This is a genomic window from Mongoliitalea lutea, from assembly GCF_014652135.1.
Lineage (GTDB): Bacteria > Bacteroidota > Bacteroidia > Cytophagales > Cyclobacteriaceae > Mongoliitalea > Mongoliitalea lutea.
Window position 1 is genome coordinate 150512 of sequence record NZ_BMYF01000005.1, and the last position, 23288, is coordinate 173799.

Genomic DNA, 23288 nt, shown 5'->3' on the forward strand with positions numbered 1-23288 from the left:
TGCTTCTTGATTCTTGTTTCTTGCTTCTTCCTTTTAAATTCCTTCCCCGCAACCTGGCCCCTCGCTAAAAAGCTATAAAAATAGCTTTTCTTAACGCTCGGTCCTCCTTTCTCTCACACCTTATAATACTCCTCCCATCCTTTTCTCGGCGGGGTACCATTCAGGAGTTGATTGGCTAGATCGTGGTTGGTGATTACTTTCTTTTCCCGATCAAACTTTAAGTTAGCATTCATCTGCTGGGCTAAAACTCCCAGTGAGAACACCTGACTCAGTGGTCCGGTCACTTCAAATGGAGATCTTGTCTCTTCTTCTCCTTTTACTGCGAGTAAGAAATTAGCAAAATGGTTAGAAGAACTTTTTGGCACCTCTGGAAGGCTACTCTTCATATCATTGGCAGCTTCTTCTGGAATAATAGAAAGCGTACTACCATGAGACCCTCCTTTGAACGTAAGTTCTTTGCTGTAAATGATTTTCCCAGGATTCAAGGTTCTCTGCTCAATCTGACCCGTACCAGCAGCAGGTATATCCGCACTCAATTCAGAAACACCATATCCCTCAGGTAAGATTGGTAAATTCTCCAAGCCATCATACCAAGTCACCGTAACTGCTGGCATTTCTTTTCTTTTGGGGAATTTAAAATCAAGTGTAGTTGCCTGTGGAAAAAACAATGGGTTATGGCCATCTAATTTCACAGCATTGATTTCCTCAGGAAGCCCCAACTCTAAGTATCTATGAAAACTATCCATGATATGTGCGCCCCAGTCTCCTAAAGCACCCATCCCAAATTCATACCAGCACCTCCACTGACCATTGGCAAAATCTTTGTTGAAATCATGATGTTCAGCAGTCGTGAGCCATAAATCCCAGTCAAGGGTCTCGGGGATTGGCTCTGATTTAGGAAAACTACTCATACTAGTATCCCAGCCATGCCACCTTCTTCTACTATTCATATGGCAAGCAATGGAGGTTACATCCTTGATAATTCCTGCATCTTTCCATGCTTTAAATTGGAAAGAGTTGGCCTCCGAGTGCCCTTGATTACCCATTTGTGTAACTAATCCATATTTCTGAGCTGCTTGCATCAATAACTCATTTTCCTGAAATGTTCTTGCTAGAGGCTTTTCTACATAGACCGGCTTTCCGGATTTCAAGGCATGCATGGTAATCGGGAAATGGGAAAAATCAGGCGTACAAATGACCGCTGCATCAAACTGAACTTCATTTTGATCGAAAAGGGCTCTGAAATCTGTAAAACGAGCTGCTTTCTTGTGTTTTTCTACTATTGCTCTGGTGTGAGAAGCCCCCATATCCACATCACAAAGTGCCACAACATTGGATAATCCTGTTCTATCAAAATCATTGATCACTTGCTCTCCCCTATTTCCTATACCAATACAGGCTAGATTTACTCTATCACTTGGAACCTTGGATGCCATTTGAACAATTTCACCAGCTTTGTTTCTAATTTCTGGTTTGGAAAAAAGTACATGGCTAGGAATGATGTGGATAGCCCCTAAAGCCAAGGCTCCTTTTTTCAAAAACCCTCGTCTGGTAGGTTCTTGAAATGATTGATCTTTATTGGATTCTACCTTTTTCATCTTCTTTGATTTATGGTAATTAAAAAACAAGAGCACCTAGCTTTATCCAGCCAAATGCTCCCTTACTAATTTTACTTATCTCCTAATTAGCCTTTGAACCTCCAAATAGGCAGGTTTTGGCTGCAATTGCTCATCCAACAAGAACGGGAAATGTTTTCTCCCCGGAGTATCCAACCAAGAGGCATCATCACCAATACCCCAAAATGTAACACCAGTAATAACATCGCTATAGTCCAATAAGACCCTGAATATTTCAGGATAGGCAATCCGCTGCCTCATATTAAACTGTTCGGTATACGTTGTAGAGCCAGGCTCATTTGGTGATAAATAAACAGATAAATCCAACTCCGTAATCTGAATTTCTACGCCCAATCCTCTAAAAAGCTCCAAGGTAGTCCGGAGATCTTGAATAGATGTACCCACATTCCAATGACCTTGCAAACCTACTCCATGGATAGGGATATTATTATCTTTTAAGCGCTTTACTAAATCAAATATTTTATTACGCTTCCAGCTAAAAATTGAATTGTAATCATTGTAAAATAATTTCGCATCAGGGTCAGCTCTATGCGCATACACGAAAGCTGAGTCGATGTAAGCTGGCCCCATGATTTTATACCAAGGAGAATCTTCCCTGTAGATGATCTGACCATTTGGATCCCAATCAAACATGGCCTCGTTCACTACATCCCAAGCATAGACATCGCCTTTGTAGCGAGACACAACTGCCGTAATATGCTCTTCTAATTGTTTCATAGCAACTTCAGGTGTATGAAGTTCTCCATTTTCATCGTAAAAAAACCAATCCGGTGTTTGAGAATGCCAAGTCAACGTATGCCCTCTTACCAACATATTGTTTTCTTTGGCAAACTGGATAATTCTATCTGCATTAGCCCAAGTGTATGTCCCTTTGACGCGCTGTAAAGCGTCAGGCTTCATTACATTTTCAGCAACCAAACTATTAAAATGCTGTATCAAGGCTCGACCATGCGGCGTACGTGAGTCCATATGGTTGGGAGTAACTGCCGCTCCGATCGGAAAATGGTCTTTAAACAACTCTTTTAATGGAATTGGCTGATTTGAATTATCAATCGGATCAGGATCAACATCCTCAGGAGATGAACAACTAATGATTAGCAGCATAATAGCTGCCAACATTGAAAAGTGAAACTTGTAATTTTTCATTTGTGGTCAAGGTTTAATGGTACTCTTTTTTTAATATTTACTCTTTTGAGATTTACCAGACTTGCCTTTTCAGACTATTTTGCTGTAAATCTCCAATAATCGAAATACAAGATATTGCTTGGTGCTTTGCCTTTGAATACAAAATACAGATCATGCACTCCGCTAACATTTGCAACATCCCCACTCACGATCGACCATCGATCGTCCCCTCCGGTCAACGGAACAGATACCTCCGTCAACAATTGACCTTCTTTACTTCCTACTCTAACTTCCATACTTACACCACCATTGTGTGTCGTCCCTACCCTAGCGTAAAATTTGCTAGGTTCCTGATCACGAAAATCAACTCCAACTACTTTTATGTAGGAATCCTGGGTGGTTGCTACCACAAAATTCCCAACCACAGCATTACTTCTTGCTTTGACACCTTCGGACCAAGCAATCGTTTCTGCTTCATTTTTCACATAAGGATTGATTGAGCCAAGACTTTTAGTAATTCCGGCTGTCATTTTCATGGGCTTAATCGTCCCATCCGAATTAAATTCAACTTCCTCCACTGCCACGGATCGTGTAAAGCCCCCTCCTCCAGGAAGCGCACCATTATGGTAAAACAAATAGGTTTTTCCTCTGAAATCTATGATCCCAGGATGATTGGTAAAGCTTCTGCCCTCTGCAGGCATCAATACACCTTGATAGGTCCAAGGACCTAGAGGACTTGGACCGGTTGAATAGCCGATGTGCTCTGGCAGTTCCCCACCCGCAAACAGCAGGTAATACAAATCATTACGTTTATACATCCAAGGACCTTCTTCATAGGTAGTTGGTCTTCTAGGATCCTCTGCTTTTCTTTTTCCGAAAGATTCCACCGTATTGGGGAATTGCCCGATTTCACCATCAATCGAGATCATATCTTCGTTGAGCTTGGCATAGTGGCAGACTGGGTTACCCCAATAAATATAGGCCTGCCCATCATCATCAATAAAAACAGCAGGATCAATATCAGCACTGCTATTACTGATCAATGGCTTACCTAGTGGATCAATAAAGGGCCCATAAGGACTATCCGATACCGCTACACCAATCCCGTTCCTATTATTCAAATCAGTGACGGGTACATACAGAAAAAACTTACCATTTCGCTCTATGGCGTGTGGAGCCCAAGCATTGATTTTCCCCCATTGGAAGTCCTTGTAAGAAAGTACCGATCCATGGTCTGTCCAGTTGACCATATCTTCTGTAGTATATAGTCTCCAATCATTCATTGTAAACCAGGTAGACTCTGGCTCATCATGGGAGGTGTATAGATATACCTTATCATTGTACACTAAAGGAGCAGGATCTGCAGTGTATGACGTTTGGATAATCGGATTTTGTGCCCAAACACTAGTACCCAGCAAAAAGCTGTAAATCAAAGCCGTGATATATTTTCTAACCATCATCATTTTCATTCACTTATCATTCGTGATTAGTCAAAACAAAGCCTCCATTCGGTTGAATAGTGATCGTAAACTCTCCACTTTTCCCAACATCTACTGTCTGCAAGGTTGGCTGCTTGGCTTTATCATCGTTGTAAAGCAAAACCTTTTTCCCTTGAATCATCGGTAGCTGTAACTTCACTGTTTGAGGTGTTTTCTCCGCATTGACACCTGCTATATACCAATGCTCTCCCAGTCGTCTGCCTATTACACTGTACTTACCTGGATATCCTGCGATATAGCGGGTTTCATCCCAAGTAGTCGGTAACTTTTTCAAAAAGTCCAAGACAAATGGCTCTACATCTTCCAAATTGTTAGGAGTCAATCCAAACATTTGTACAGGGTTTTGAAAGAGCACTCCTGTCGCTAACTGGAATACATCAGTGGTTAAGCGCTCTTGTCCTTGACGATTGCCTTTGTTAAGAAACTTGTTGAGCAACACTCCCCCAGACTCCATGCTTGCGACGGAATTTCGAATAAATGGATGAAGCGTGGCATAAAAGGCCTCTTTTTCCCGAGTATCCTGAACAAAAATCAACATTTCGGAAGCTATGACTGCTTCGCTCCCAACAAAGTTAGGGTACATACGCTCCCAACCTCTCGGCAAGGTTGCGCCATGGAATATGATCATCAATTCATGCTCATTCGCTTCTACGAGTATGTCTTCATACAAGCGCATGGTTTCTTGCTTATCCCCGCCAAAAAAGTCTACTTTTAATCCTTTAACACCCGCTGTTTTTAGCCACTTCATTTCCTTTTTTCTAGCGAATGAAGTATTCATTTTATGCAAAGGCGTTTGAAATGCATCGTTAACAGTACCATTTGAATTATACCAAAGAAATACGTCTACATTTTTACTATTTGCATAGCGAATCAACTCCTCCATTCGATCATATCCGATTCTTTCATCCCACCATGCATCGATCAAAATGTATTCAAAACCCATGGCAGCGGCCAGATCAATGTAGGCTACTTGATCTTCATAGTTCATACTATTGTCCTGCCACACAATCCAACTCCAAGTACCTTTTCCAAACTTGTAGTTAGTAGATGGCTTATACAAAGGATCTACCACATCATTAGGAATGGTAGTTTCAACGATTGGCTTCAGGGAACTTCCTAAAGAAATTGTTCTCCAAGGAGTATGGCTGGGAAGTCCCAATTGTGCTCCCGAACTACCAAAACCATTGTTTTGCTCTGCTTGAGGATAAGCTACTGTATAAACCCCTTCCTGAATAGCACTCAAATGTGAAGCCGTATAGTTACTGCCCACCCCTGTCTCAGACAAAAGAACCCAGCCATCATTACCGATTTTGAACAAGCTGGGAAAAACATACCCAAAAGGGGCATTGGTGTTTGCTATAGGTTCATCTGCTACATATCCACTTTCATAGCTTGGAGCAGTTCGTGCAAACCCTGTCATTGGGCGCATCATGTTGGACAAAAATGCCGTGGAAGCTGATGGAAACTTATAGCCAGTAAGTTCTCTTTCCACTACTATCCCCTTGGTTTCTCCCCACATGGGCAGCTCATATCGAAAGGCTATATCATTGTCACTAACTTGAAAATGAACCGAAATCTCTTGATCAGCACTGTTTCTTACAGTGTATGTTAGGGTATTTGCGTGATATTGGATAAAGGATTGCTTAATTCTGTCTTGGGTGTAAGATTTCTTTTCCTCTCCTGTATTGGATTTAACAAATGATAATTCTTGAGTAAATGACCCTGCATTCGTTACCAGTCCCAAAGGAGATTTTTCCAACATAGATTTCTGCTCAAAGGTTACCGAATAGAATATTTTACCCTCCTCCAGAAACACTTGGACACTAACTTGACCATTAGGGCTATCTACCTTGGCTTTTTCTTGAGCACAGGCAAGGGATGGCCCAAGGAGACACAGAAGTACTAGAAAAGCTCCAAGTTGCCTATTGATCCCAAGTGGAATGTTCCTAAAGAATCTAGTTACTAAAAGACTATCGAACCGCATTGACCCCTTCTTTCGTTTGTATGACTTTTTGAATGGTTCCATCCTCGTTATAGTACATGTAGTCAATACAAATTGACCTCCTATAGCTTCCTCCGGTAGGTAATGCACCATTATGGTAGAAGAAATAATCCTTACCCTTGTAGGAAATTACCCCAGGGTGGACTGTAAAACTATTCGGAACACTTTCCATGATCGTTCCCTTATGTTCCCAAGGACCTTCCGGACTTGAGGAAATCGCATAATCTATTTGTTCCGCTTTTTCTCCTTTGCTGGCGTACAATAAGTAATACAAATCATTGCGCTTGTAGACCCAAGGTCCTTCGATGAAATTTTCAGGATTCAAATAATTGATTGGCCCAGCCATTTCTATCATGTTATCTTTCAGCTTTGCCCATTTAAGACTTCCATTACCCCAATAGATATATGCTTGACCGTCATCATCTATGAATACAGCGGGGTCTATGTCATCCCAACCATGTTCATTATCCTTGGTCATTTCATTGACCACCAATGCTTTTCCAATGGCATCTACAAATGGCCCTGTTGGTCTATCAGCTACGGCCACACCAATTGCTGCCCCTCCTTGACTATTTTCATCTTGTTTGTGAAATGTAGACACATAGAAGTAAAACTTCCCATCTCGCTCGGTGCAGTGGGCGGCATAAGCATCTCCGGTAGCCCAAGAAAAGGTTTTGGGTGACACAGGAGCTCCTCTATATTCCCACTTGACCATATCTGTGGATGAAAAGACCAGCCAATCCTTCATTTCATAATTGGTCGACGTGACAGAGGCAGTATCATGGCTAGTGTATAGATACACGGTATCCTTGTACACAATCGGCGCTGGATCAGCTGTAAAAAAGTCCTTGATGATAGGATTCTGCGAGAAGCCTATATGAAAATACAGACTGAACGCTATTGTTAACATATATTTGAAGACTATTTTCATGTGGTTTAGGTTTGAGAGTTGGAAGAAACTTTCCCAGAGTTTTAAACTTTGGGAAAGATTGAGATTAGCTAATCTTTCCTCATTTGGGCTGAAAAATTAACCATTTATAAGCTTAGTTGAATTTCACTTGATACCTTTTGATTACCCCCCGATAATCGCAAGAAACTATTGCTACCCCATCCTTATCTTTGGCTTGCTCAATCGAAATTTTCACACCAGGATGATCTGATTTCGCGGTTACTTTGGGACTTGTTGCACCTTCTTCAAGACTAGCTTTTACTTCGTAAAGGTCATACCCTACGATACCATTTTCATTGGTAGATCTTACAGGAGTAGTTGGAACTTCTACAGTTTGTCCATTCACAGCAATGCTAATCTGAGGAGAAACAGGTCTATTGAGTTTTTTACCTTTCGCACTGAAACCCAATCCAAGTAATTCGAATAATCCTTCATCAGCATCTGCCTCAGCAACCAAGAAAATAGCATGTTTTCTATCCAATTGATCCACATATTGCGCCACATCGATAGTAAATTGAGTGGGTTCCTGCTTGGCGTTGGCAGGGATCTCGATTACACCAATTTTAGTTCCTTTCCACGTTTCATTTGCATAAGGACCATCTAGCCACACATTGACTTTGAAGGCTTTATCTGTCTTAGGAGTGAGGAATAAGTTGAAAGCTGTTTGATTTCCTTCTTTGGTACCTTCGAATGCTTTCAAGCCCCATTTATCCTCTGCCAAACCACCAAAACCAAAGTATTTGTAGCCGATGATATGCCCATTTTTCACTGGAGCTATGGACATGTGGTTATCCCAAATATCCCATGAATCTTGTTGAATGCTGATATCTGACAAGTAAGCTGCATAGCCTGCGGAATAATAACGATAAGGATCTAAGCCGAAGACATGAAATCCTTCTGAGGTCACTTCAGCTCCTGTGTACTCTCTACCTTCACTATCTTTGGCTGTCCATTGTTGATTGGGCGCATACGGGTCAAAGGCGCGGATTCTAGCACCTCCACCTTCTGCTACAGGTGTTTCATCCACTTCAATGGTGATCGGAGCAACTACAGGTTGACGAGCAAATCCAAAGCCTCTTGGTGGCTTATGATAAAACACATACCATTGGCCATTGATCTCTTCTATACTTCCATGGGTATTGTGCCCTCCATTGGTCAGAATAATTGCAGATCCATCTTCATTTAAAACAGGACCTCTCGAATCGACCAAAACCCCTCCACTTTTCCATGGTCCCAGAGGGGAGTCTCCTACGGCATACCTCAACGTTGAGTTGGTGCTGCTTACTCCATATTCAGGACCAGAGTAGCCACTAAATACAGTGATGTATTTGTTTCCTACTTTTCTGATAGAAGAAGCTTCAAAGAAATTAAAAGCACCCAAATCTTCCCCTTCGTAAATAGCTGGGTAAGTTGTACCAGCAGGATCTCTCAATGCTCCATATCGACTACTTGCTGGTAAAAAGTAAGGGATTACTTCGGTGCCAGGTCTCAGAGAATACATAGTATTTTGATCCAGCTCTGCTGCTAAAGACCTCTGAAAGCCCCAAAATCCGTAGGCCCTGAATCCAATTTCGTAATCAGGATCATTTGGATCCGTGATATAATCGATGTAAACCGCTGGGTCAAATCCTAAAATACTTCCAGGAACGGTCCGTTGGCCATCTTCAGTCATATTGATCGGCGTGAAAGGTCCATCAGGCCTAGAGCCTTTGGCAACCATTGCCTCTCTGCCTGGGCCTCTACTGTGTGGGTACAAATAGTATTCTTTAGTACCATCCTTGCGTTTGACTTCGACCAAATCTGGGGCATACATCACATCCCATTGGCCATCTATCTCATAAGTAAAAATAGCCCCCTCATCTCTCCACTGAGTCAAATCTTCTACGGGTGCTGACCACATTCGAATATCCGGGCCACAATAACTATCAAACCTCACATCATGTGAACCAATGATATAAGCACGGTATTTACCAGGGTTATCTGGGTCTTCAAAAACCCGTGGTTCTCCATCGGGCACATGTTCCCAAAGAGGTAAATACGGGTTACCTGGTATTGTATGGACATATTTTCCATCTTGGATAAGACTAGATTGGGTTTCCTCTTGGGCACAGGATATAGATGCAGATATGATGACCAATCCAAACGCTAATTTCATTAAGCTTTTCCCAACAGAGAAACGTGATAACTTTTTCATAGAATAGGTTTATTCGTGAGATTTTTTATTTCTATTGCTAGACTTTTGACAAATCTTTTAGGTTCATCATATTGAGGACTTAGCTACAAGAAAACGATTGACATCAAGCCAATGCATAAAGGCCTCAAACCAGCGATTACTCGTTCTGTTGGGGTTTCCTAACCCAAACCCATGACCGCCGTTTTGATAGAGATGAAATTCAACTGGAACACCTGCTTTATACCATGAATCGATAATTCCAAATTGACCACGGAAAAGAAAATCATCAGTAGCAATCACATTGAACATTGAAGGCGCATTTTTTGGCACCTCGACAGGTCCCATGCCACCGTAAATTGGGCCTATAAAGGCCAATTTCATAGTTTGAGAATTTAGCGTGCAGTGCATGGTCAGGCCAGCTCCAGCAGAGAAGCCAATCATCCCAATTCTGTCTGTATCCACACCCCACTCTTCAGCTCTCTCGACAATCATTGCGTAGGCAGCCTCAGCATCTTCTAGTTGGTCTGAAAGATCCCGTTGCACAGGACGAGGTCTTGGCTCTTCGTTGGAAGCTTCATCAAAGGTCCTATTCATAGAATCTCTAAATCCGTCCAAAGACTCTGGCGTTGGATGAAGTCTATACTTGAGTACAAAAGCGGTGATTCCCTGATCTGCCAAGGCTTTTGCTACTTTCCAGCCTTCATTATCCATAGAAAGCCATCGAAATCCTCCTCCAGGAGCCACAATCACGGCCGACCCATTGGCTTTTCCAGGCGCTGGAAAGAAAGGGGTAAGTGTTGCCGCTGTGATATTACGTGCCATTGGGTCACCCCATTGACGAAACCAAGTCTCCGAAGCGGGTTGATCTTTTACATCTCCTGTATTGAGAGGGATGGCATTGGGTTCTTCAGGGGTTTCAAGTGGGTAAATGGTCCCATCCTGAGCTTTAGTAGCCAATGCATAGAAAAGTAAGCACACTACTAGGGAAGACTTAGCTAAATTCTTAAGTGTAATCAACATAACAAGATCATTTTACTGGGTTCAACATGTGCATTAAATCAAATCTTCGTGCTATTTCACACTAATATCATTGGCGGAGGTTGCATACAAGCCAATCATATTTCCGGTAAATCCTCCTGCTACATTGGTAGATAAAATATCTCCTGATACGACACCACCAAGTGTGGAGAAGTCCGACCCATTCAATGAATATGCGAATTCAAAATCATCTCCGGTTGCTTTCACTTGCAGGAAAATCGGTTTGGATAAGTCTACTTTAACACTTGCCAAGACTTGGGACTTCACGCTTCTACTTCTCCCTCTGCCCTCTGCCTCTGTACGCTCTAACAGCAACACGTGATCATTACCAACTTTTGTCACACCAAATACATAGTGAAAAGACTCACTTTGTACGCAGGCAATACCCGCTAAATCTTTTTCTGAATTTGGCTTATAATCCAGCTCCGTTGTAAATGAGAAATTCTTGTGTTGCTGTCTGTAAAAAAGTGTTGACGTAGGCTTCATTTCTTTCATATTGACTGCAAAAGGTGTGATTTCAGCCCCATTTTTAGTCATCTTCAAGAAGTCCTCTCTAGGTCCACGCAATCCAATCCAGCGAAAATCCAACTTGTCTCCATCAAATCTCTCTGTGTAGGTGAAATTTCCATTGGGGAAGAAGCCGTCTTGACCTGTTTTATTTTCAGTCACACCTCCAGGCATTTTTAATTTTGGTTGGATCGGTACAAGTCCGTTTTCAAATACCGGCCATTCTCCTGACCAATCTACTGGTAGGATAAAGGTCTCTCTTCCCGTATTGACTCTATTTTTTTCATTTGGTCTAATTCCCAAAAAGACCCCATAATACTTATCATCTGGACCAAGTACTAAGTCTGCATGCCCTGCCCAATCCACACGATTGCTTCGATTACCAAAATATCGCTGCGTCAAAATAGGATTAGAAGGTGCAGGAATATATGGCCCCATCGGATGGTCACTCTTAAAAATCACCTCGCTGTGATTGCCTCCTGTGCCACCTTCTGCACACATCAAATAATAAGCATCATTCTTTTTGTAAATATGCGGGGCTTCTATCCAAATAGGGTTCTTGGAAGGATCTACTCCCCCATCTACAATAATTTTATCGGTTCCTTCGATCACTTGGTCATTTTCCAAGTCATATTCCCAGATTTTAATTACCCGATGTCCATCGTACCGCTCTTTTCCGGGGTCTGGAGCATCATTATGAACAACATAGGCTTTTCCATTATCATCAAAAAACATCCCAGGATCGATTCCATCAAATTTCAATTTAATTGGATCACTCCAGCCCTGAAACGGGTCTTTGGTTTTGACCACAATGTTTCCAAAATCCCCTGCAAACTGCGTGGTAATCATGTAAAACGTATCATTGTAAGGATTATACTTAATATCCGGAGCAAAAATACCCAAGGCAATAGGTGCCTCAGAAACTTTCAGTTGAGATTTCCTATCTAATACATGGCCAATCTGAGTCCAATTGACCAAATCTTTGGAATGAAAAATCGGAACCCCCGGAAACATTACAAACGACGAGACGACCATAAAATAATCATCTCCTTTGCGGGTGATAGCAGGATCAGGATAACAACCTTGAAGAATTGGGTTGTAGAACTCATCTGGTCCAAGTGGGTTATCAATGTACACTTGATCTTTGCCTTCGTAGGTAGCGTACTTGAAAATCGGATTTTTCTGTGCATTTCTTTGAGCGAAACTGTGCCCAAATGAGAACAACATGCACGTAATCAATAACCAACAAATTCGATAATTTTTCATTCAGTAATAGGTTTGATTTAGTTTAATTTAGTTAACACATCCAACATTTGCTCTCCATAGCGGCTACCTAATTCCCTATAGCCTGCTGTAGAAAAGTGTAAGCCATCATCTATAGCCTCACAATCTTGGGATGAAATCACATATGCTTTTGGAATGTACGTTGGCAGCGATTGAATAATAGGATTCATGGATGCGCATTTCCCCCCTTGGGCTTCTCCGACCACTTCTCCTGCCAAAATTGGAACACTATCTTGAGGTAGATTCAAATCCCGCAAAAGTCTATCGTAGACTTTTTTTACTTTCATTGGCCACATAGCATCCCCTGTATTCGATTCTCCTTGATGAAGAAGAATCCCTTTGATAACTCCTTTTTTCTGTGCCTCTTTGGCCAAAGAGACAAGTCTATCATAAGGAGAATCATTGTAGTGACTAGCGGTATTTTTTAACCAGTCCGGAGAATCCTGTAAATAAGACGCTCGTTCATCCTCATCAAAAAGTTCTATTCTCGTTCCTCCTACAGACACATTGATTACACCAACTTTAATATGTGAAGGAAGCTTTGCTATCAAGGTTTTTCCAAAGTAATCTACCGGACTGATACCTGTGTTGCAGCGGGTAATTGGGGCTGCGGCCGGATACCAGCTCCCTTGAACTCTATTAAGCTCCGGACAATCAACCGCAGCCATCATTAAAAAACGCTCAGATGTCTGCTGATCTTGAGCTTCATAAGGGGAAAAGCCCTCCATATTTGACTGTCCAAAGGCTAAAAAAACATAGAAATTGGGATCTACTCCATCCTGTACATTCATTCTTTTTGCAGGAGTCAATACTTGCAAAGAGGGTAAATGATCTACAATCAAGTAATATCCCGTAACAGTAACAAGACCGAATACACATACCCAAACCATCAAACTTTTTCCCATAACAATTTACTTCTGTGTTAATTGAATAATTTCACCTGCTTTGGTTGCTATCTCATATTCGTAGATTTTCCTCAATTCCGGTAAGTTGGATTTGCTCATATCATCTACAAATGGCTTAATTTCAGGAACAGTATAAAAAGGATTTGAATTTTCCCCTGAAAGCAGTTGTAACCCTTTCCCTTTCAAAGGATGATACGATCTAATGATACAAGTACCTCCCAAATTAGAATGGATACGGATAGCTTTTGCTTGAGAGTTCTCCCAATCAATCGCTACTTCAAATCCTCCTCTAGCCCTCAATCCTGACACTTTGCCTTTCTTCCATGCATCAGGTAAGGCAGGAAGAATATGAATAGCACCATCATGACTCTGTAAAAGCATTTCGGCAATTCCGGCGGTACAGCCAAAATTTCCATCAATCTGGAAGGGTGGATGAGAATCAAATAAGTTAGGGTAGGTGCCTCCTTTTTGTTTGCCATCAGGAAGAATAGCTGGACTTAGCTGATCCTTGAGCAATTTCAATGCATGGTTTCCATCTAAAAATCGAGCCCATAAATTAACTTTCCATCCCATAGACCAGCCTGTAGAGACATCTCCTCTCGCTTGAAGAGAAACTTTAGCCGCTTCAAATAATTCTGGAGTTCGATAAGGTGAAATCTGATTGGATGGATAAAGTCCATACAGATGCGACACATGTCTATGATCATCTTCGGGATTATCCCAATCAAAGAACCACTCTTGCAGCTGCCCCCACTTCCCTATCCTCATTGGAGGAAGGGCTGCCATACGCTCTTTCATCACCTCAAGCTCTGGATCATTATCGTTGAGGATAGCACCGGCAGCGATAGTTTTTCGGAACAAATCCAACAAGAGCTGATTATCCATGGTGTTCCCCATAGCCACAGCTGCTCTGTGATGCTGATAAGGAACGTTTTCAGGGGAAACTGAAGGAGAGACTACCCAATACCCTGTATCCGGATCCTCTGTCATAAAGTCAACAAAAAATAGAGCAGCTGACTTCAAGGCTGGGTAAACTTGTAACAAGAATGCCTCATTACCGGAAAACTCATATTTCTCCCACAGATGTTGCGCGAGCCAAGCTCCTCCTAATGGCCACATGCCTGATTCTGCAAAATCAATTGGGCCGGTAACTCTCCATAAATCCGTATTATGGTGGAGCACCCACCCTCTCGCACCATACATATTTTGGGCTGTGGACTGACCTGACTCCGATAATTCCCGCACCATCTGTATGAAAGGCTCATGGAGTTCAGATAAATTGGTAATTTCAGCTGGCCAATAATTCATTTCCGCATTGATATTGACCGTGTATTTACTGTCCCAAGCTGGATGCAGTTGGTAATTCCATATGCCCTGCAAATTGGCTGGCTGCCCTCCGGGTCTGGATGAAGCAATCAACAAATACCTGCCAAACTGAAAATACAATGCTGCCAAATGCGGATCTTCACCTGAAGCAAAGTGCTCGATCCGCTTATCTGTGGGAAGATCAGCAGCTGGAGTTACCCCCAAATCCAAACTTACCCTATTGTATAAACTTTGGTAATCAGTTAGATGATCTTGAAGAAGGATAGTATAATCTTTCGAAGTCGCCTTGGCTAAAACCTCGTTGACTTTAGCAGCAGGATCTTCACTGATGTCCTGATAGTTGACAAAATTGGTCGCAATTGCAATGAAAATGAGTACCTCTTCTGCATCAATCACTTGGATATGATCATCTTTAACCCGAAGCTCACCTGTCTTGGGAAGTATAAATTTAGCTTGGCCTTCGAAAACTACTGCTCCCTTGATCCCCTCATGATCGGAGGACTTTCCGGTAAATACCAATGCATCCGATGTTGTAGAAACCATTAAACTCCCCGGTCTATCAAAGGAAGTAGTGAAATTAAGTGCTTTGACTTCATCCGCTTTGAGTCTAAACACTAATACCTGATCAGGGAAAGAGGCAAAAGCTTCGGAAGAAATTTTCACGCCTGATTTTTGGAATTCCGTTCGGACGATACCGGTTTCTAAATCCAACTCTCTGTAATATTCCGAAACCTGACTGCTATCCTGATGGGTAATTCTTAAATTCCCAATAGTTTGATAGGGCATCCCATGGACTCCACTGAAAAAATTCTCATCCACCAATTGTTGTGCTTTCACATATGCTCCCTCAAAAATCAACTCCTGTACTTGTCTCAATACACCAAGAGCATTTGGATTATCATTTTCATGAGGCTGTCCTGCATAGAAAGTATTTTCATTCAATTGAATCAATTCACGCGAAGGATCTCCAAAAATCATGGCACCTAGTCGCCCATTGCCAATTGGTAAAGCCTCTACCCATTGACTAGCAGGTTGTTCATACCACAACTTCCAATCTTGGCTTGTAACCTCTTCTTTAACAGCACAGGCGCTCAAACTGAAAATCAGCAGACAAATCAAACTATATTTACGTATGTCGATACTCATGAATCAAATAGTCTCGATTTAAGTTATAGAAAGGTGACCCAATCCAACGCTAAGTTTCCGCTGCCTTTATAGACAAATACCAAATCATGTAGCCCATTTACTTGGGCAGCTGTAGACTCTTGTATTTCTACCCAGCCATTGCTTGGCTTTATAGGTATTTCTGCAATGATTTTCCCATTTTCCAAAGCTGAGCGCACTTGAAGTATCCCCTCAGTATCGGCATTTACTTTTACCTTGATTGCTCCCAGTTGACTAGTTCCGAAATCAACTTTGTTATACCGCACCCAAGAATTGTTCTGAGTGAAAACTGACTTCCACCCATCAAATGGCACATCCTTATTCAGAAATTCAATCGCATAGCCTTGGGTACTTTTGGAGCTGTACCGATCAGGATGTATCCGACGATTCGCCTCTGAAATACCGATCCCCCGGTGAGTTGGGATTACTTTTTTGATCAAACCATCAGCTGTAAAAAACAAGCTATCAGCTCGGATAGAGCGATTTTTATCAAAATCAGGAGAAAAATCATTATGATGGTAAAAGAAATACCATTGCCCTTTGAACTTGGCTACGGACTGATGATTGGTCCAGCAACCGGTAGGTGATTCATCCATAATCACACCTTTGTATTCAAATGGACCTAAGGGATGACGCGCAGTTGCATATTCAATACGCTCGGTTTGATTTTCTACTCTTGGATAGGTTAGGTAATAAATTCCATTTCTTTCAAACAAGAACGGCCCTTCTTTCAAACCTTTGGACGGAATATTTTCAATGATTCTTGGCTCCTCAGCCAATTCCAACATATTGTCCTTCAGCTTAGCAACAAAAAAATCATGCTGTGACCAATACAAGTAGGCTTGTCCATCTTTATCAATAAATACATTTGGGTCTATGCCATATACCTGAGGAATGGGCGTTGGTTCTGGAGTGAATGGACCGCCCGGATTATCTCCTATAGCTACCCCAATATTGAAAGCAGAACCATTGACTGTTGGATCGTTTTGTCTTTCTAAATGTCCTTTGGCTTTGGAAGGAAAAAAGAAATAGTACTTTCCATTTTTCTCTGCCCCATCAGGTGCCCACATACTATATGATTCCTGATCTGCCCAAGGCACATGCGATTGATGCAAAGCCATGCCATGGTCATCCCAATCAATCAAATTATCAGAAGAAAACACATGGTAATCTTCCATACAAAACCAATCAGGTCTGCCTTGAGTATGTTCACAGCGGATATCATGTGAAGCATAAATATATATTCTATCCCCAAAAACTTTGGCACTGGGGTCTGCGGAAAACTGATGTCTAACTAATGGGTTTTGTGCGAAAGCTATTGTTTGTATGAGCAATAAGGCCCATAAAAACATTGATTTCCTTAAAAGTACATGGGTATGAATCATCGGTATATCTGGGTTTAATAGGTTATAGGTTACTGGGAAATTCTGAAATCACTGAAATCAACCTTCCCACCGGGGTCACTTGTGGCGTAATAGAATAGCGCAAAACGATATCCCATAAAATGAGGGAGGGTATAACTCATCTTTAGTTGAGGCCCAAGTTGGGTCCAAGTTTCACCATCATCTTCACTGTAAAAGAAGCTGGCTAGATCTTTTCGATCTTGGAAATCGCCGTAAGCTTTAAATCTTATTCGGTCACTTGCAATCTTTTTTCCTTCATATATGATCGGATTCTCTTGTTCAATCAATTCCAATTGTAAAACCTTTTGACCATCTTTTACTTTCACGCCAATCCAGCCATAATGCTTTTGCAAGAGCCCAAGACCAGCGACATCCCCTTCTTTCAATTGATTCAAGTGCAAGGTTACTTCTGCCGCACTCGTTGGGCCAAAGGTTCGTTGAGTAAGCGTATTTCTTGCGGACAACCAAGAATCATCTATTCTATTTGTATGAAAAGAAATCAGACCTTCTACTCTGTTAATTGACCAAAGTTTCTCCACAGGATTATGATTCCATTGCCAAACCAATGGCAAATCCGGCTCATTTTCAGAACGTTTGAAATTATCAGAAGCCACAATGGAAGGAATAGATGTTTTTTGCGCAGGCAATTGAGTTAATTCCATAGGAACTTGACCATCAACTCCTAGGATAGGCCAACCCTGTCCCCATATCACGGGGACCAAATAAGGAATTCTCCCTACCGCCCCAAAATCTCGGAATAAATAGGCAAACCAATCACCATCAGGCGTATCTATCAATCCACCTTGGGCAACTCCTTTATCTTCCAAGGCTACTCTCCCCTCATATGGGCCAAAAAGATTGTCAGCTTTGTGTATCAGGACTGTTCGCATGCCTCCACGTGGCCAAGCGATATTGAAGAGGTAATAGTTTCCATCGATTTTAAACATTTGGGAACCCTCTGCATGAAGCATGATTTCTTTTTCAATAGGCGCATGTGCTTTTGCTACTAAAACCTGCTCTGTTTCCCTCTTAATACCCGAAAGATCTTGCTTCAGTTGGACGATTTTAATCTCACCACCTCCCCAAATCATATAGACCTTATCATCCTCAAAAAATAAGGAATGGTCATGAAGCGAAGGACTGAAATAAGTTGCTTTCCAATTTCCTGACTCAATATCATCCGTCGTGTAGATATAGGTTTTATTGGTATTCCCTGAAAAAGTACTGACATAATAAATACCATCATGATACCGAAGACTACTTGCCCAAGAGCCCTTTCCGTACATGGATTTTCCATTATCCAAAGCCAAATCATCACCATTATCCAATACATCATATGCATAATTGAGTAATTCCCAATTGACCAAATCTGTAGATTTCATAATTGGCAATCCAGGACTCATATGCATCGTCGTGCTACTCATGTAATAGACATCCCCAACCCTTATGATAGAAGGGTCGGGAACATCTGCGTGGATTATTGGATTTATAGCATGCTGAGCAAAAGCTTCAGAACCAATAATAACGAGAAGAAAACTAAGGATAAATGAAAAGGTGCGCGTTTCTACCATGTCAGAAATTCACTAAATGATAGATTATTTATTGTTGCGCTCGCGCCATAGTGATGATATCACTCACTACGCTTTTGGGGGTATAATCTCTATTGAACAATAAAGGATAATCTGTACGCCCTCTTACCGGCCATCCATTTTTCCAAGAATCTCCATCCTGAATCCCCCAAAGTGTCACTCGGGAAATTTTATCATGATGCTTTAAAAACAGGCCAAAGAAGTCTCGGTAACGTTGATCAAATTTCTGCTGAATATCTTCTGGAAGCCCCTCCGTATATGGATTTAAGCTTTGTTGATAGGCAACATTGGTGGCTACATCTGCTCCCATATCTCTTCTTGGAGACGGCAAAACACTGAGATCAAGTTCTGTTATCATCACAGTAACACCTAACTCAGAAAATGCCAAAATACTTTTTTCAAACTCATCCACCGTAGGGTAATCCAGCCCAATATGTCCTTGCATGCCAATACCATCGATGCGCACGCCTTGCGCTTGAAGATTTTTGACCATTCTGACTACTCCTTCTCTTTTTCCAGGGTTGGCCATGGAATAATCATTGTAATACAACTCAGCCTCTGGGTCAGCTTCATGGGCAAACTGAAAGGCCAATTTCACAAAGTCTTCTCCCAGAATCTGATAGAATTTACTATTTCTCCAAGAACCATCGTCTAGGATTGTTTCATTTACCACATCCCAACCTTTGATTTTCCCTTTGTATCTACCTACTACGGTATGAATATGGTCTCTCATTCGTTGGGTCAATACTTCTGGACTGACATCTTTACCTTCACTATCGGTAAAAAACCATCTTGGTGCTTGAGAATGCCAGATCAGGGTATGACCTACTATATGAAAATTCCCCTCTTGCCCTAACTCAACAAATTTATCGGCCATGGTGAAATTGAAGTTCCCTTCCGAAGGTTGCATCAATCCACTTTTCATGATGTTTTCGGCAACAATCGAATTAAAGTGCTGACTCAACACCTCCAAGCCTTTGGTATCAGTTCTGTTAATATGACTCGTATTTAACGCTGCACCAAAAAGAAACTTTCCTTCAAAAGCTGATTGAAGAAAGAAGTCATCATCATTCCCAGTAAAATCCTGGGTTGAAAATGACGCAAGTATTACCACCGATAATACTAGGGCAAATTTTCTCAGATGTGTTGTTTTCATAATTTCTTATTTTTTCTTCTAGTGATAACTGGGTAAATCAAGATCCACAGATAGTTTTTTCTTGAGCGTATGCTCTAAACCAATTGTAAACCGGGTAAGCACAAGCTTCCGGATTTCTATTGTAAGCGATGTCACCTTGCGGATCAGCATTATGGATGAGATTTTCAGGCATCAATAAATTCCAACTCACATTCCCTGACTCATCCGCCAAAACTTTAAAGTTGGCCCCAAATCCCCAAGTACCGGGAGTACCTGTTACGCCCCCTTTACCCCAAACCAAATATTCTTCCGGACCCCAATCAATCTCTGTGATGGCGATAGGAGCAATGTCTGCTACTGGTTTGATATGGGTATTCCAATTTCTTCTAAAGGTGATCGGGTCATTATTATCCTGTCCCCAGTATCCTGGATAAATGTGGACAGCATAGCCATAATTATCATCCTCTATAGGATTATTAGGGAAGCCTCTATAATGAGACTGGTAACCTGATCCAGGAATCCAGAGTACATTTTCGGCTCCATTAGCTCTGATCAAATCCACCATAGGTTGGAAAAAGAGCTTCAGTGCATCAAAATGAGGTTGGGTATCGCTTCCATATATTCCATTAGTACCTAAAATTTCTATAGGCTCATTGGCAAGTTCAAACATGACATGCTTGCGGTTTTTCAATTGGGGCAGTTTTGAAATATGATCCCAAATTCTCATCAGGTAATCAAAGTACTCATCCCCAACCGCAATTCTTTGGGGGCAGACGCCCGGAGGTCTCAAAATCACATACATTCCTCTACTCTCTGCATGATCTACCAAAGGCAAAACCACCTCCTCTATGGACCTTACAAATCTTGCAAAACTAAATCTTGATATGTCATGCTCAGGTAAGGGAGGTCCAGGCTCATTGCTCCAATAAGGATCCATATGCAATCTGACCATATTCAGATACCATTCCCCATTTCCCTTTGATAGCGTATTCATGACAGCCCGATTATAGTTAAGGCATCCACCTACATCATAATCATTCCATCGCCAGATACCAACATGTCCACCATTAAACCAAGGGCTTGTAGTGATAGCAACTCCATGAAGGAGCACCTCATTACCACAAGGGTCTACCAAATGCCTTCCCTGCACTTTTAATTCCGGGGTAGGGAGTGGCCAAGATACATTGGTAGGCTCTTCATCTATGGAATCATTGGGATTTTCCTGTACTACCTCCTGCAAATCATCAGATTCGATGGTATTACATGAGAAAAAAAGTATCAGGAAACCTATGAGAATAGGCTTAAAGCGAAACATGATTATGGAGTTAAATAGTGGCTAAGAGACTGGCTAGGTCAGATTTTTTTGGTTACTTAGTTGAATAAAGGACAGGAAAGACACTAAGTACTTCCCTGTCCAATTGTTCAATTACTTTTGAATTCCTTCTGCGAATCCGGCATATGCATGCTTACGTGTCAATGCAGAATTCCAAAGACCCGATCTAGCAGAATCAGTACCGTCGATAGGCGCAGCAAGTGAAATCCCATATTGCTGATTCATAGGAATCAAGGATAAATAAAGGTCTACCACTTGCTTATACATGTCTCCCTGTGTAATCAAAGCTACCAATGATGGCTGGGAATCATTCAGACGGATCTCCAAATCAGAGATTTTAATCTTCTTACCTGTAGCAGCCAACATTCTCAACAACTCGGATACGTTTTGCATGTTGGAGTTTAGATTCAAAACCATCTTGGCTGCAATTCCATCGACTTTGCCACCATTCTCTTCTATGTAGGAAACATAATCAATAAGTGCCTCAGCCTTGCTTAGATTGGACTCCATACCACTCTCACTGATGAACAAAATATCATCTGGATTCCCATGCTGTCTTGCCAATTTGAAAGCATCGACAGCATAGTCTTTACCAATGAAGTCTTGCCAGTAGAACTCTCCGTCTGCAAGGGTAAGTCCTTGGCCTGTACGAATCAGTCCATTATTGGATGGATGAATTGGTTCAGAAACAACCTCTCTTACCTTAATATCATTTTTGGTTTGAGAAACAAATTCACTGATCCAACGCTGCATTTGGGTGCCAATTATGGAGGTCTTTTCAGTTGCTGTTTTCTCCACGATGGTAGTAGACCCACCTGTAAATGATTCACTAGCTAGTACAACTTGATCTATGTATACCGTACCTGCAAACTCTCCGTAACTGATGATAAACCTATTTCTATCAGCAGCTGTTGCTGTGGTAGTAATGGAAACAAATCTCCAATCACGGGTAACAAATACTTGCCCAAAGCCATTGGAAGAAAAGTTCGGGCTTTGCAATTCAGGACGAATCACACCTTCAGCATCACCTCTTACCCAGAAACTCAAGCGATAGGTATCACCTTCTGTAACAGGAGCTGCTAATTGATAAAGGGTTTGCACTTCCCAGAATCCCCCGGTAAGGGAAGGGTTAGTCACAAAGAAAGCACGGCCGCTATTCCCAACCCCCATACCTTCTTCTGTAACACCACGAACAGAGTTATTACCCCATCCACCCCAAGCAATGCCTGACTCAAAGTCACCACCTGAAATCAGGTTATTGATGACTGGATCACCTTCCAAATCATAGACATACAAATTATTGATATCTAAAAAATAAGTGACACCAGGCTGGAAGCCTAACTCAAGGTTGAAGCGGAAACTATCACCTGTAAAGTCACTTACTCTGAAACGGATTTCCTTCCAAGAAATACTAGTCGTGAAAGTTTCTGTCGCAGGGCCAGTTCCACCCCAAGCTAATTCAGGTTCATTATTGTTGAGTCCTTCAAAGGTAAATCTTCCTTCACCTGGTTGATCAGATTTAATATAGGCAATTACCTCGTACGTTCTTCCTGGAATAATTCCCATCATTGGGGAAGAAAATCTCAAGTCTGAAGGGTTACCTGACATACCTGCCTGTAATTGAATGGCGGGAGTACCTGATCCCATTCCTTCATTAGGAGCAAAGGAAACGCCTTGAGAAAAAGACCAATCCTCCAAGTTACCAGAACCTAAGGTATTTACATTCAACTCATTCATAAATGCGGGGGAATTTACAATTAATGGAGCTAATAGACCATTGAGGAATCCTGAATTTTGATTGCGGTGCCAAATCAATGGATTTCCAAAAACATTGATTTCCCTTGAATCCGCTAATTCCAATAAAGATTGTACCTGCGCCAGATTGAGATTACCATTATTCTGCACAACAGAACGGTGATCCATACCTGATGCAGGTGAAAACTCATTGAAGTTTCGATTAACCAATCTGAATCGGACCCCCTGATTGGTATAATCACTCATAGGCAAAGAGACTCCTAATCTAAAATTGGAATTACCCAATTCTTCCACATAATTCAACAAATCTCCAAAGCTATTGATCTGTTCTTGCATCTCAACGCTCAAAGGTTTTTCAACCTGAAAATCATTCAATGCTCCAAAATCAGCACAAGAAGCTAAGCTGAATAAACCTACAACACCAACAGAATAAATAATTTTTTTCATACACTTAGATTTTTCAG

At 41.6% G+C, this 23288-nt stretch carries 15 protein-coding genes; all 15 read right to left on the reverse strand.

Going from position 1 to position 23288, the window contains the following annotated elements; translation table 11 throughout:
- Nucleotides 1-113: 113 nt before the first annotated feature.
- The 15 genes from IE080_RS05660 to IE080_RS05730 all read right to left on the reverse strand — a co-directional run bounded on the left by IE080_RS05660 (nt 114) and on the right by IE080_RS05730 (nt 23271).
- Complete coding sequence (locus tag IE080_RS05660; RefSeq protein WP_189579489.1) at nt 114-1598, reverse strand: Gfo/Idh/MocA family oxidoreductase; 1485 nt, start codon at nt 1596-1598, stop codon at nt 114-116.
- Nucleotides 1599-1673: 75 nt separating this feature from the next.
- On the reverse strand, nt 1674-2783 hold the full coding sequence (locus IE080_RS05665) for an endo-1,4-beta-xylanase (RefSeq protein ID WP_189579490.1): 1110 nt from the start codon (nt 2781-2783) through the stop codon (nt 1674-1676).
- Between the two features lie 74 nt (nt 2784-2857).
- Complete coding sequence (locus IE080_RS05670; protein WP_189579491.1) at nt 2858-4222, reverse strand: glycoside hydrolase family 43 protein; 1365 nt, start codon at nt 4220-4222, stop codon at nt 2858-2860.
- A gap of 16 nt (nt 4223-4238) precedes the next feature.
- Nucleotides 4239-6245 carry a glycoside hydrolase family 97 protein gene (locus IE080_RS05675; RefSeq protein WP_189579492.1) on the reverse strand — a complete coding sequence of 669 codons (2007 nt, stop codon included), beginning with the start codon at nt 6243-6245 and terminating at the stop codon, nt 4239-4241.
- Nucleotides 6232-7194 (reverse strand): glycoside hydrolase family 43 protein, encoded by a 963-nt coding sequence (locus tag IE080_RS05680; RefSeq protein ID WP_229800517.1) that lies wholly within the window; start codon nt 7192-7194, stop codon nt 6232-6234. Before IE080_RS05680 ends, IE080_RS05675 begins: the two co-directional genes overlap by 14 nt.
- 112 nt (nt 7195-7306) lie before the next feature.
- Nucleotides 7307-9406 carry a glycoside hydrolase family protein gene (locus IE080_RS05685; protein WP_189579493.1) on the reverse strand — a complete coding sequence of 700 codons (2100 nt, stop codon included), beginning with the start codon at nt 9404-9406 and terminating at the stop codon, nt 7307-7309.
- A gap of 66 nt (nt 9407-9472) precedes the next feature.
- Nucleotides 9473-10405 (reverse strand): alpha/beta hydrolase, encoded by a 933-nt coding sequence (locus IE080_RS05690; RefSeq protein ID WP_189579494.1) that lies wholly within the window; start codon nt 10403-10405, stop codon nt 9473-9475.
- A gap of 51 nt (nt 10406-10456) precedes the next feature.
- On the reverse strand, nt 10457-12196 hold the full coding sequence (locus IE080_RS05695; RefSeq protein WP_189579495.1) for a glycoside hydrolase family 43 protein: 1740 nt from the start codon (nt 12194-12196) through the stop codon (nt 10457-10459).
- A 17-nt stretch (nt 12197-12213) separates the two neighbouring features.
- Nucleotides 12214-13119 carry a sialate O-acetylesterase gene (locus IE080_RS05700; RefSeq protein ID WP_229800518.1) on the reverse strand — a complete coding sequence of 302 codons (906 nt, stop codon included), beginning with the start codon at nt 13117-13119 and terminating at the stop codon, nt 12214-12216.
- A gap of 6 nt (nt 13120-13125) precedes the next feature.
- On the reverse strand, nt 13126-15591 hold the full coding sequence (locus IE080_RS05705; protein WP_189579496.1) for a glycoside hydrolase family 95 protein: 2466 nt from the start codon (nt 15589-15591) through the stop codon (nt 13126-13128).
- 23 nt (nt 15592-15614) lie between these two features.
- Entirely contained in the window at nt 15615-16994 is a 1380-nt protein-coding gene (locus tag IE080_RS05710) for a family 43 glycosylhydrolase (RefSeq protein WP_189579497.1), read from the reverse strand.
- A gap of 29 nt (nt 16995-17023) precedes the next feature.
- Nucleotides 17024-18583 (reverse strand): glycoside hydrolase family 43 protein, encoded by a 1560-nt coding sequence (locus IE080_RS05715; protein WP_189579498.1) that lies wholly within the window; start codon nt 18581-18583, stop codon nt 17024-17026.
- Nucleotides 18584-18611: 28 nt separating this feature from the next.
- Nucleotides 18612-19757, reverse strand: a complete 1146-nt coding sequence (locus IE080_RS05720) for an endo-1,4-beta-xylanase (protein WP_189579499.1) — start codon at nt 19755-19757, stop codon at nt 18612-18614.
- 37 nt (nt 19758-19794) lie between these two features.
- Nucleotides 19795-21051 carry a cellulase family glycosylhydrolase gene (locus IE080_RS05725; RefSeq protein WP_189579500.1) on the reverse strand — a complete coding sequence of 419 codons (1257 nt, stop codon included), beginning with the start codon at nt 21049-21051 and terminating at the stop codon, nt 19795-19797.
- 111 nt (nt 21052-21162) lie between these two features.
- Entirely contained in the window at nt 21163-23271 is a 2109-nt protein-coding gene (locus IE080_RS05730; protein WP_189579501.1) for an endo-1,4-beta-xylanase, read from the reverse strand.
- Nucleotides 23272-23288 lie beyond the last annotated feature (17 nt).